Annotated in this window: 13 protein-coding genes; 9 read left to right on the top strand and 4 right to left on the bottom strand. The window is 48.3% G+C overall.

Features of this window, described 5'->3' with window-relative positions:
• Positions 1–63: 63 nt before the first annotated feature.
• Entirely contained in the window at positions 64–1272 is a 1209-nt protein-coding gene (locus OA57_RS09670) for a BaiN/RdsA family NAD(P)/FAD-dependent oxidoreductase (protein ID WP_034617180.1), read from the top strand.
• Between the two features lie 63 nt (positions 1273–1335).
• Here OA57_RS09670 and OA57_RS09665 read toward each other — a convergent pair whose 3' ends face one another.
• Together OA57_RS09665 and OA57_RS09660 are read right to left on the bottom strand one after the other, a co-directional pair.
• Positions 1336–3102 (bottom strand): DUF3413 domain-containing protein, encoded by a 1767-nt coding sequence (locus tag OA57_RS09665; protein WP_034616951.1) that lies wholly within the window; start codon positions 3100–3102, stop codon positions 1336–1338.
• Between the two features lie 24 nt (positions 3103–3126).
• The gene (locus OA57_RS09660; RefSeq protein WP_034616948.1) at positions 3127–3348 is read right to left on the bottom strand and encodes a DUF1414 domain-containing protein; all 222 of its coding nucleotides are present in this window, start codon (positions 3346–3348) and stop codon (positions 3127–3129) included.
• Positions 3349–3488: 140 nt separating this feature from the next.
• Here OA57_RS09660 and yejK point away from each other — a divergent pair, with 140 nt between their 5' ends.
• Positions 3489–4502, top strand: coding sequence for a nucleoid-associated protein YejK (yejK, locus tag OA57_RS09655; protein WP_034616946.1), 1014 nt, complete (start codon positions 3489–3491; stop codon positions 4500–4502).
• A gap of 88 nt (positions 4503–4590) precedes the next feature.
• The gene (gene bamE / locus OA57_RS09650) at positions 4591–5010 is read left to right on the top strand and encodes an outer membrane protein assembly factor BamE (RefSeq protein ID WP_084589917.1); all 420 of its coding nucleotides are present in this window, start codon (positions 4591–4593) and stop codon (positions 5008–5010) included.
• Positions 5011–5062: 52 nt separating this feature from the next.
• Here bamE and ampD read toward each other — a convergent pair whose 3' ends face one another.
• Positions 5063–5629, bottom strand: a complete 567-nt coding sequence (gene ampD, locus OA57_RS09645; protein WP_034616944.1) for a 1,6-anhydro-N-acetylmuramyl-L-alanine amidase AmpD — start codon at positions 5627–5629, stop codon at positions 5063–5065.
• A gap of 115 nt (positions 5630–5744) precedes the next feature.
• On the opposite strand from ampD, the gene OA57_RS09640 reads away from it, so the two are divergent.
• The 4 genes from OA57_RS09640 to OA57_RS12285 are packed head-to-tail and all read left to right on the top strand — an operon-like array spanning position 5745 to position 9516.
• On the top strand, positions 5745–6197 hold the full coding sequence (locus tag OA57_RS09640) for a pilin (RefSeq protein ID WP_034616942.1): 453 nt from the start codon (positions 5745–5747) through the stop codon (positions 6195–6197).
• Positions 6198–6209: 12 nt separating this feature from the next.
• Positions 6210–7619 carry a GspE/PulE family protein gene (locus tag OA57_RS09635; RefSeq protein ID WP_034616939.1) on the top strand — a complete coding sequence of 470 codons (1410 nt, stop codon included), beginning with the start codon at positions 6210–6212 and terminating at the stop codon, positions 7617–7619.
• Positions 7619–8809 (top strand): type II secretion system F family protein, encoded by a 1191-nt coding sequence (locus tag OA57_RS09630; protein ID WP_034616935.1) that lies wholly within the window; start codon positions 7619–7621, stop codon positions 8807–8809. The genes OA57_RS09635 and OA57_RS09630 overlap by 1 nt, the downstream gene beginning before the upstream one ends.
• The gene (locus OA57_RS12285) at positions 8809–9516 is read left to right on the top strand and encodes an A24 family peptidase (RefSeq protein WP_052122461.1); all 708 of its coding nucleotides are present in this window, start codon (positions 8809–8811) and stop codon (positions 9514–9516) included. The genes OA57_RS09630 and OA57_RS12285 overlap by 1 nt, the downstream gene beginning before the upstream one ends.
• Here OA57_RS12285 and OA57_RS09620 read toward each other — a convergent pair.
• Positions 9497–10267, bottom strand: coding sequence for a TOBE domain-containing protein (locus OA57_RS09620; protein WP_034616932.1), 771 nt, complete (start codon positions 10265–10267; stop codon positions 9497–9499). The genes OA57_RS12285 and OA57_RS09620 overlap by 20 nt on opposite strands.
• 138 nt (positions 10268–10405) lie before the next feature.
• On the opposite strand from OA57_RS09620, the gene modA reads away from it, so the two are divergent.
• Both modA and modB read left to right on the top strand, forming a co-directional pair.
• Positions 10406–11173: a molybdate ABC transporter substrate-binding protein gene (gene modA / locus OA57_RS09615; RefSeq protein ID WP_034616930.1), complete on the top strand. Its 768-nt coding sequence runs from the start codon at positions 10406–10408 to the stop codon at positions 11171–11173.
• A gap of 66 nt (positions 11174–11239) precedes the next feature.
• Positions 11240–11962 carry a molybdate ABC transporter permease subunit gene (gene modB / locus OA57_RS09610; protein WP_034616927.1) on the top strand — a complete coding sequence of 241 codons (723 nt, stop codon included), beginning with the start codon at positions 11240–11242 and terminating at the stop codon, positions 11960–11962.
• Positions 11963–11965: the final 3 nt, after the last annotated feature.

The raw sequence follows: 11965 nt of genomic DNA, 5'->3' as shown, positions 1-11965 counted from the left end.
TGAGACGAATCGCCCGTATTGCGCTATAATGTCGCTTTATTTCTGTCGGAAAATTACCGAATTATGCCAAAAAATCACTATGACGTTATCATTATCGGTGCCGGTGCTGCCGGGTTGTTCTGTGCCGCACGCTTGGGGCAAGCGGGGAAGTCGGTACTGGTGTTGGATAACGGCAAAAAGATCGGACGTAAAATCTTGATGGCCGGCGGTGGTTTTTGTAACTTCACCAATCTGGATATCACGCCGCAGCACTATCTCAGCCAAAACCCGCACTTTGTCAAATCGGCACTGGCACGCTATACCCAATGGGATTTTATCGCCTTGGTGGCGGAATACGGTATCGACTATCATGAAAAAGAACGGGGACAGTTATTTTGTGACCGCAGCTCGCAGGAGATTGTCGATTTATTGTTGAGCGAATGCCGTAAGGGGGATGTCGACATTCAGCTGCGCCAGCAGGTTACTGAAGTCGAGCGCATTGAGCGGAATTCGTCGGTGCGGTTTCGGCTGCAAAGCAGCGGCAGCGAGTTTGCTTGCCGTCATTTGGTCGTTGCCAGCGGCGGCTTATCAATGCCGGCGTTGGGCGCTACGGCATTTGGTTATAAATTAGCCGAACAATTCGGTTTGAAAGTGGTTGCACCGCGTGCAGGGCTGGTTCCCTTTACTTGGCGTGAGCAGGACAAACGCTATGCGCAACTGGCGGGTGTTTCTCTGGCGGTAACGGTTGAAGCCGAAGCGGGCAGCCGTTTTCAGAATCAAATGTTGTTTACCCATCGGGGGCTTTCCGGACCGGCGATGTTGCAAATTTCCAATTATTGGCAGCCCGGCCAATCACTGAAGATTGATCTGTTGCCTGATCATAACATCGCTGAATATTTACATCTTTTGCGCCGCCAATCGCCGAAATTACAGCTTAAAACCGCACTTGGGCGGGTGTTGCCGAAACGGTTGGTCGAATTGTGGCTGGACATGGAAAAATTTGATGATCAAGCGGTGGCACAACTGTCGAAAGTGCGGTTACAGCAACTGGAGCAGTGGGTTCACCATTGGCAATTTGAACCGAACGGCACAGAAGGTTATCGCACGGCAGAAGTGACGTTGGGCGGCGTGGATACCGGCGCCGTCTCTTCTAAAACCATGCAGGCGCACGGCATTGACGGGCTGTATTTTATCGGTGAAGTGTTGGATGTCACCGGCTGGCTCGGCGGCTATAACTTTCAATGGGCATGGAGTTCGGCCTATGTGTGTGCCGAAGGGATCTGTGCGTCTTAACCGCCGAAAGTGCGGTCAGACCGCACTTTCGGCAACATTATTTATTGTCTATGCCGTCTCCGTTTAACGAAGCAGGAAATTACGCTCGCGATTAAACACTTGTAGGAACAGCGCCAGCGGTGGTTTTTCGGAAGTGAGCGGTTGGTATTCGCTGCTATATTTTTGATATTCCCCTTGTGAATCAATGTGATATTGTTCACCGTTGGCGGTGATAATCACATTCCAACGCGGGTTTGAAACAAAAATCCAGTTGTCACGGTCGCCGTCGCTGTTGAGCAAATCATCTCCTTGAGTATAATCCTGCAACGGATTTTCGGCTGCGAACAGGTGTTGCATTAAGGTCGGCAGCAGATCCATCTGTGAACTGATATGGTCGATTTGTTCAGGCGCATGATTCGGCAATGCGATTAACATCGGCACTTGAATGCGATCCCGTCCGAAATAATTCGGGTTGCGGTTATTGTCGATCCGATAGGAATATCCTTGATCAGCGGTGATGATAACCACCGTATTGTCGGTCAAGTGCGGTAGAATCCGGCTTAACTGGCGGTCGATTTCAAGTAACTGGCGGCGATAAAATTGCTGCTGCGCTTCCGGATCCTGCGCCGGATAATTGCTCATCACACCCAAGAGATCATATTGCAGATAGCCGAACCAAGGTTGTTGCCCGCTATGTACCGTGTGTTGCCGATACCAATCCAGCCATTGTTGTGTGGTTTGTTGATTTGAATTGTTGAATACCGTTGTTTGTTGTTTGAACAGCGAACGGCTGTACAGCGGAGATTTTGTCGCCGTCACAAACAAACCGAACCGATAGTGCAGTTGTTGCATTCGTTCAATCCACACCGATCCTTGGCGCTGGCTCAACAGGCTGTCAAAGTAATTGGCGTTCAAACCGTAAAACAAGCCGGTCAGCGCCCCGTTCTGGCTGTTGCCGCTGCTGTAATTATTTTGGAAGTCCAACGTTTTTTCACTAAAACTGGATAGGCTCGGCATGTCGTTGCCGTTGACGGCATCGTAGCGCAAACCTGAAATATTGATCAGCAGAATGTTGGCATTTTGCTGATCGGCGCCATAGTGTAACGGCTGTTTCGGATAGTCGAGATAGGGGGCGTCTAAGCGTCCGCTGTTTAGCAGTTGAGCCTGATAGCTATCCCGATTGAGCAGTTGGTTTTTTTCCAGAAAAGTTCTTGCCGTCATCGGATAAGAGAGCGGCAGATTGGATTTCTGCACGGTAACGGGACGGTAAAAGTAGGCATCCGCCCAAGCATACAGTAAGTGGGACGCAATAAAACAGAACATCAGCAAATAGACCGCTTTGTGAATCCATTTTTGCCGTTCCAAGCTGCGCAGTTTGTCCCATGACCAGCGGGAAAACAGCGTCACGATCAGGAAAATCAGCGGCATCGGCACAAAGAAGCGCTCCCAGTTGCGTGCCAAATCGCCGTTATCGGGGTTGATCAAAATATTCAGGATCAGCACTGATAAATGCAGGTGAAAGCGGTTAAACACTTCACTGTCGAGTAGCAGTAGGGTTAACCCCAGTGTAGAAAGTACCACGCTGACGGCGCGGAAAGTGTAGGGATTTTTAATTAAAAAACTGAGCGGAAATAAAATCAACAGATAGAGTGCAAAGACGATAAAGCTGAAATGTCCGAGAATATTTAAAAAGAAATAAATTTTTCCGATCAAGGTGGCGGGCCAGTCGGCAATAAACGCATAGCGCGAGCCGATGACAATGGCGCAGATAATATTAAAGAAAGCAAACCAGTGACCCCACGAGATTTTTTGTGAAGTGGCTTCCCAATATTGTCTTGGTATTTTCAACATAAGCCGACCTTTGCCAAAGTGCGGTTATTCGTGAGGCTTTAAGGTATTTTTCAGCGCACTGCAAAAGGCGTCGGCAAGGGCTTGCTGCTGATGACGCCCGACGCTGGAATGCAACAGATTGGTCACGGTATTGCCCAATGCCATCAGCGACAGATCCACCGAGGCTTGATGTTTTTCCAAAACCGCCGCCAAATCGTTTAATAGGGCTTGCACTTGCTGATCGCTGTATTTTGATTGTTTTGCCATAAATTCCACTCGGGTTGATATTTTGCGGGAATGTTGTTTGTGGCGATATTAGCATATTTTTTACGTTACCGCTAAAAAAGCCACGGTCAATTGGGTATAATCATTCAGGTTTTAACAATAAAAAATAAACGGATAACCCAATGAGTATAGAAGTTAAACAGATTATTCTGCATCAATTGTCATTCAGTGAAAACAGTGAGGCTGAAACGGATCGCCTGCAAACCCGATTGCGGGCGCAATTGCTGCCGGTCAACGACGAAATCCGGCAGATGATGTTGCAGCTGCATCAGAATTATCAGGGCAAGGCGCAGGCTTACGGCGTATTTAAAACCGAATCGCCATTTGCCCGCGAGTTAAACCGATTTTTAGAGAATAGTTTGTCGTTTTTGGAGTTCAGTCGACAAAGCGCACAGCAGTTGGGGAAAGAATTAGGGAAATATGCCTTTGCGGAAAACGGCACGTTTATTTTTTGCGAGTACACTTTTTTGGCAACCGATTATCTGTTTATTGCACTGCTCGACAGTCGGTACAGTATGTTGGTGGACGAAAAACTGGATATCCAGCAAACGTCTTATCTGAATATCAGCCAGTATGACATTGCCGCACGGATTAATTTGACCGAATTGAAATTATCAGCGGCGTCTAACCGTTATTTGAGTTTTATCAAAGGGCGTGTCGGCAGAAAAGTCTCTGATTTTTTTATGGATTTTCTGGGGGCAGAGAGCGGTTTTGATCCGAAACAGCAGAATTTGACTTTATTGCAGGCGGTGGACGATTTTTGTCAGCAGGGCGACTTGGACAGCAAGCAAACCCAAGAGGTTAAAAAACAGGCCTTTGACTATTGTAAAGGGCAGTTGAAAGTCGGGGAAGAGATTGTCTTGCAGGAACTTTCCGACACCTTGCCGAGCCTAAACCAACAGGATTTTAACCAATTCAGCCGTGAGAATGCATATGAACTGGCGGACAGCATTCCACCGATGCAGGGCGCCTTGAAATCGCTGACTAAATTTTCAGGATCGGGAAAGGGGGTGACGCTGAGTTTCGATTCGGCATTGCTCAACGAACGGATTATTTGGGACGAACAGGGCGATAGCTTGACGATCAGGGGATTACCGGCGAATTTGCGTGATCAGCTACAGCGTTTTGCCAAGTAGGATACGTTTGCTGAAAGAGAAATTCTGGTATTTCGCGGTAACTTTAGGTATTATCGCTAACAATTCAAATAAAAAGGTAGAAAAAAACATGGGATTGAAATCGGTTTTGGGCATTCTGTTGATCAGTATCAGTATGACTTCATGCTCGTTATACAATAAATTGGTTTATCGTATCGATGTGCCGCAGGGCAACTATCTGCAAGCGGAACAGGTGGCGCAATTACAAAACGGTATGACACCGGAACAGGTGCAGTATTTGTTAGGCACACCGATGTTGACCGATCCGTACAGCAGCTACACTTGGTATTATGTTTATCTACAGCAAAAAGGCTATGAAGCGCCGCAGCAACACACGTTGAGCGTCAACTTCAACCAGCGCGGCGTGGTCAGTGATTTCCAACTGGACAAACCGTTACCGGAAAAAGGGAATTCGGATATTAAACCGTTGGAACTGGAAGAGCATAAAGGCTGGTGGCGATCGATGAAAGACTTTTTCAGTTTTTCGTAATTTCCCGCAACAAATGAAAAATCCGTTATGTGATAAACACATAGCGGATTTTTTATAGCTTGGATAAATAGCGTTCCCAATCAAAAAATTTGCCCGGATCAATTTTGCGGCCGGGTGAAATATCACAGTGACCGACAATACGTTGCGGATTGATTGCCGGGTAGGCTCGCATCAGTAAACGGCTTAAGTGCCGTAAAGTGCGGTATTGCCCGTCGGTGAACGGCTGATTGTCCGAGCCCTCCAGTTCAATGCCAATAGCAAAATCATTACATTTTTCCCGCCCTTGAAAACAGGATAAACCGGCGTGCCAAGCGCGATCATGAAAAGCGACATATTGGGTGATTTCCCCTTGCCGATTGATCAAGCAATGGGCTGAAACACGTAGCGGCTGAATTTCGGCAAAATACGGATGCTCATTCGGATCCAACGTGCCGAGAAAGAAGCGGTCGATAAAATCGCCGCCAAACTGCTCCGGCGGCAGGCTGATGTAGTGGATCACCAGCAGTGAAATGTCGAACGGATCCGGGCGCTGGTCGAAGTGCGGTGAACACCGCAGCCGTACTGGATGCAACCAACCGTTTTCAATAGTTTGAGGTTTGTTTTTAGGGGAGATAATCATAAATTTGCGATCCGGATTCCAACTATTTTTTGCTGTTTTGGCTTTTGTTATTCTGCTTTGTCATTTTAGTGCCGTCAATTTATTTCATGATTCACTCAAATATAAGGACGCTTAGATGACGACACAGAAAACATTTTCGAATTTCACGCTGAAAAAAGGGTTCACCTTGGTGGAATTGATGATTGTAATAGCGATTATTGCCGTATTGGCGACCATAGCGGTTCCCTCTTACCAAAATTATACCCGAAAAGCGGCGATGTCCGAGTTATTGCAGGCTTCTACGCCGTATCGCGGCGAAGTGGAACTCTGCATCTATCACACCGGTGATACGAGCAATTGCAGTGCCGGCAGTAACGGGATTCAAGCGAATAAAGCGGAAAGCAATAAATCCAAATATATTAAAACGATCACCACGGCGGCAGGAAAAATTACGGTGGAGGGGCGCGGCAGTCTGAACGGTTACAGCTATGAAATGACTGCCGGCGGCGGTAACGGCAGTGAAATTACTTGGACCACCGATTGCAGCGGTAGCGATACCGCTATTTTTCCGGCTGGTTTTTGTTCATAGTAAGGGGTGAAAATGGGTTATGCCTTGCTGACTGCCGACGGCGATTCGTTGCAGATAACGGAATCACTGTGGCAGAAAAATCGTCGGGAACAGCAGTTACTGCTGCGCTATTTCGCTTTACCGTTAAAAGAAGACGAACGCTGTTTATGGCTGGGGGTGGATTCCGCCAATAATTTGAACGCATGTGAAGTGTTCGCATTTTTGCAGGATAAAACGGTTGAGCCGGTGATATTGGAAAGTGCGGTATTGAAAACCGCACTTCAACAGTTGGTGACGGCGAACGAGCAAGTGCAGGATTATGAACAGGCGGTTTATCGTTATGAGACGGCGGGCGACCCGATCGAGACTGAAGCTCAACAGCAGGACGAGCCGATAGTGCAACTGCTGAAAAAACTGTTTGAACAGGCACTGAAAATGCGCGCTTCGGATATTCACCTTGAGCCGAATGCCGACGGATTACAAGTGCGGTTTCGGATTGACGGGGTGATGACGGTGATTCGGCAGGTAAGCCGCAATTTTGCCGCACGCTTGATTTCGCGGGTGAAACTATTGGCGCATTTGGATATTGCAGAGCATCGCCTGCCGCAAGACGGGCGTTTTCATTTCACGACGGCGTTTAACGACGTGCTGGATTTTCGTTTGTCAATTTTGCCGACCCAGATTGGTGAAAAAGCGGTATTGCGCTTGCAACAGAACAAACCGGTAGAATTGGCGTTTTCGGAATTGGGCATGAACCGACAACAGCAGCACTGGTTTCTACAGGCATTGCAACAGCCGCAAGGTCTGATTTTAGTGACCGGCCCGACCGGCAGCGGCAAAAGTATTTCACTTTATACCGCACTTCATAGCCTGAACCAACCGCAGAAACACATTGTTACCGCCGAAGATCCGATCGAAATCAGCTTGCCGGGTATTATACAAACACAGGTGAATCCGGCTATCGGCTTAGATTTCAAGCACTTGTTGCGAACATTTTTACGTCAGGATCCCGATATCATCATGTTAGGAGAAATTCGCGACGAAGAAAGTGCGGCGATGGCGATTCGGGCTGCTCAAACCGGACATCTGGTGTTGTCGACGCTACACACCAATGATGCCCCCTCGGCCATCGGGCGTTTACAGCAGCTCGGCATAAAAGAGTATGAAATTGCGTCCGGCTTGTTGTTGGTCGTGGCACAACGGCTATTACGGCGGGTTTGCGCTTGTCGGCAAACGGAGCGTGAAACGCCATGCGGCATTTGTCAGCAAGGTTATTACGGACGAATCGGCACTTACCAGTTTTTACGTCCGTATGCAGAGCAACAGGCGTTCACTTATTCGCTGGATTTTGACACGTTGCATCATAGCGGCTTGGAAAAAGTACAAGCAGGGATAACCGACCGCCAAGAATTACAACGGGTATTGGGCAGGCAGGAAGCATAATGGCAGAATTTCGTTGGCGGGCGTTCAACGCTTTGCAACGTCCGCAAACAGGTATTTTATCGGCAAAAAGTGCAGAAGAAGCAGAAATGCTGTTGCTGTCCCGTGGCTTGCAACAGGTGAAAATACAGCGTAATTGGCGACTGCCGAGTAAAATCAGTCCGGTTGTCGTTTGCGAATTGATGCGGCAGATGGCGGTATTATTGCAGGCGGCATTGCCGTTAAAAGCGGTTTTGCAGATTCTGCAACAAGATTGCCGTGAGGAAAAGTTACGGAACTGGCTGGCACAATTATTGCACGGTATCGAGAGCGGTTATGCCTTTTCACAGGTGTTGCAGCAATATCCGCAATTTCTGAGCGAGCGCGACAGGCAATTAATCCGTATTGGGGAAGCGAGCGGCCGTTTGCCGCAGCTTTGCCGACAAATCGGCGAAGATAAGGCGGAGCAAGTGGCATTACAGCGAAAATTGCAGAAGATCATGCTGTATCCGCTGATTGTTTTGTCGGTTTCACTGTTGTTGACGGTGTTGCTATTGCTGTTTGTGGTTCCGCAATTTGCCGAAATGTATCAGCAGAACCAACAGCAGCTGCCTTATTTTACCCGTGGGTTGTTGTCGATTTCTGCTGTTTTACAGGATTATGGCGGACGATTGGCAATCTTATCATTGTTGTTTGTTGTCGGCGGACTGCGTTGCTATCGGCACAATCCAAGATGTCGGGCGACAGTAGCGGCAATCGGGCAAAAAATACCGCTCTTCGGACGCTTACAGCAACTGCGTAATGTGGTGGATTCCAGCCGTAATCTGGCATTAATGCTGAACGCCGGCATTCCGCTGAATCAGGCGTTACAGACTTTTCTGGCGCATAGTGGCGTTCGGAAAAGCGGATTGCAGCGTGAGATTGAATCCAGTTTGCAACTGTTGCAGCAGGGATACCGCTTTTCGCAAAGTGTCGGTAGCGATTGGTTTCCGCAAGCGGCTCAGCAAATGTTGGCGGTCGGGGAAAAGAGCGGTTGCTTAGGGCAGATGTTGCAGCATGTCGCCGACACTTATCAGCGCCAGCTGCATCATCAAATCGATTTGTTGTCGCAGTTGTTGGAGCCGCTATTAATGTTGCTGATCGGCGGTTTAATCGGGGCGGTGATGTTGGGTATGTATTTACCGATTTTTGATATGGGGGCGATGTTGGGATAATGAATTCGGGCGTGTTTTTAGTGTGGACGGCGGCGATTTATCTGCTCGGCTGCCTGATACGGCAGTATGTGCAGCGCTTTGCCGATAATCTGAACCGCACTTTGCAACAAAATTATGCCGATTATTATGCTGATGTAGTGGCAAAACCGCTTGATTCCGAATACCACTGGTTACAACCGTTGCCGCAGCGAGAATTGAAATATCTGCCGCTGATTTTTACCTTGTTGCTGTGTCCGTCGTTGTTGCTGCCGTTGGAATTTTTTGCTCGCATTTGGCAGTTATATTGTCTGGCATTGCTGACGGCAATCGCCTTGGCGGATTATTATTACCGGTTGATTTCTACTACGCTGTGTCTCCATCTGCTTTTGTCGGCATTATTCGGCAGTTGGCTCGGCATTGCGCCGCTGACATTGACACAAAGCGTAGAAAGCCTGTTTGTGGCGTTGGTGCCGGTTGGTCTGTTTTTTTTCATCAGTAAATGGATTTATCGCAAAGAAGTTTTTGGCGAAGGAGACTGCTGGTTGATTTGCGCACTTGCCACATTTTTTCCTTGCTCACAGTTGCCGTTGTTGCTGTTTGTCGCAAGTGCAATGGGGCTGTTGTGGGCATTATGTTGCCACAGAACGGGCTTGAAAAATTTGGCGTTGCCGTTTGCACCGCTCTTGGCTGTTGCGACAGTCCTGATTTTTATAGCGCCAACAGAATAATATTTTGCGGTTCAATGCTGACGAACACTGTTTCACCGATTTGATAGCTTTCGCTGTCATGATAACCGGCACACAGTTCAATTACCGGTGTGAGCCGAATCAGGGCTTCATGGTCGTCTTGCTGTTGTTGAAGTGCGGTAATGACGCCCTGAAAACTATTGGAGTGTTGTGGTCGATTGCGATGCAATGTCAGCCAAGGCGCTTTAAACATCAATAACACTTCCTGCGTTGTCTGTAATTGCAGCCGTTCGCAGCTGGCTTTGGTGATGCTGGCGGTAATCGGATTGCTCAAACCTTCGACGATGATATCGACTTCGCGGTTTAATCCTTGCTTACGAAGACTTGAAACCGTGCCGAACAGCTGGTTGCGGGCACTGCTTTGCAGACTGAATTTGGCGGTGGCGGCAAGCAAACCGGTAAGCGGTACGTTTTCGTCTTGTAAAATACGGAAGGCGCGCCGCTGGGTTTGTTCCAGCAAGTCGTACAGACGCAGCAGCCGCTCGGCATAAGCGGTCAGGTGCGTACCGCCGCCCTCTTTGCCGCCGCTGTTGCGTTGCAGCAACGGTTTCGGGCTAATCAAATCCATTGCATTCAGATTATCCCATGCGGTTTTATAGCTGAGACGGCAATTTTTGGCCGCTTGTGAAATGGAACCGCACTTTTGAATTTCGCGTAATAGTGAGATCCGTCTCGGATCGACAAACAGCTGCTGTTGCAGCCTGATACTCAATTCGATATCAATATCCGCCATGTCCGCCTCGTGAAACTGTGATCATCGCGGTATTTTAAAGTAAAAAACGTTATTGCAATAGTTTTTCACATAGACATTGCTGAATAACGTTATATAATTTATTTTATAACGATTCGTAATCGAGGAGATGAGGTAGTTATGTTGAATATCATGAAAAAAATAGTATTGGTATGTCTGTTGGTATTTTGTTCGTTGTCGGCGTTTTCACAGCAGAAAGTCACGGTATTTGCTGCGGCTTCGATGACAAATGTATTGCAGGAGATGGCAGGCGCATATCAAAACAGCGGGGCGGACAGCAAAATCGTGTTTTCTTTTGCTTCTTCATCGGTGCTTGCACGTCAGATCGCAGAAGGCGCACCGGCGGATATTTTTATTTCGGCGAATTTGAAGTGGGCGGATTTTTTGCAGCAAAAAGGCAATATTATTCCTGATTCGCGCAAAATTATTGCCGGTAATAAATTGGTTATGATTGCGCCGGAAAGTGCTGGGGCGCTGAGATTTGACCTGAACCGAGCGCAATGGTTGGAGTATTTGGGTAAAAATTTCTTGGCTGTCGGTGATCCGGAGCATGTTCCGGCGGGATTGTATGCCAAAGCGGCATTAACCACGTTAGATTTGTGGAATAAAGTGGAAGGACAGTTGGCACGCGCCGCCAATGTGCGGGCGGCATTAACTTTGGTTGAGCGTGGTGAAGCGCCGTTAGGGATTGTGTATGCCACCGATGCTGTGGCGAGTGATAAGGTGCAGGTGGTCGGTATTTTTCCGGACGGCACTTATGATGCGGTAGAATATCCGGCAGCGATCGTGACTGAACATGACAGCCAAGCCGCCCGTGATTTTATGCGGTTTTTGGTATCGGATAACGGCAAGGCGATTTTGCAGAAATACGGTTTCAGCGTAGAATAAGTCTGTTTTGTTGCGGTGTAGTAGACCGCACTTTTGCTTTGTTCCAGTCAAGATCAAGGAGCCGTTTTGCTCGATAGCCTTATTCAAACCCTGACGTTAAGCCCGCAGGAAGTGAGTGCGATTCAGCTTAGTCTAAAAGTGGCGCTGTTTTCCATGCTGCTGAGTCTGCCTTTTGCCGTATTTTTTGCTTGGCTTTTCGCCCGTCATCAGTTTTACGGAAAAAATTTGCTCGACGGAATTATTCATTTACCGTTGGTGTTGCCGCCGGTGGTCATCGGCTATTTGTTGCTGGTTGCGTTCGGGCGTAACGGTTTTATCGGTAAATATCTGAACCAATGGTTTGATTTCAGTGTGGCATTCAGTTGGCGGGGGGCGGTGGTGGCTTCCGCTGTGGTGGCATTTCCGTTAGTGGTGCGGGCGATTCGGCTGGCGTTGGAAAATGTGGACCCCAAACTGGAACAAGCGGCCAGAACCCTTGGCGCTTCTGCGTGGCGTGTTTTTTTCAGCATTACTTTGCCGCTTGCATTTCCCGGTATCTTGGCCGGCATGGTGCTTGGTTTTGCCCGCTCGCTAGGGGAGTTTGGCGCCACGATTACGTTTGTCTCCAATATTATCGGGGAAACCCAGACAATTCCGCTTGCGATGTATTCCTTTATTGAAACCCCGTCGGCAGAGGGCGCCGCCGCCAGATTATGCGTAATTGCGATTGTTATTGCCCTGTTGTCGTTGGTATTTTCCGAATGGTTGGCACGTCGGGCGAAATACCGCTTGGGACAAGCGGCGGAGTAAGGG

The sequence above is a fragment of the Chelonobacter oris genome (genome assembly GCF_000772535.1).
In the GTDB taxonomy this organism is placed as follows: domain Bacteria; phylum Pseudomonadota; class Gammaproteobacteria; order Enterobacterales; family Pasteurellaceae; genus Chelonobacter; species Chelonobacter oris.
Note: the sequence above shows the minus strand (reverse complement) of the source record. Positions and strands in the feature narration are given on the sequence as shown.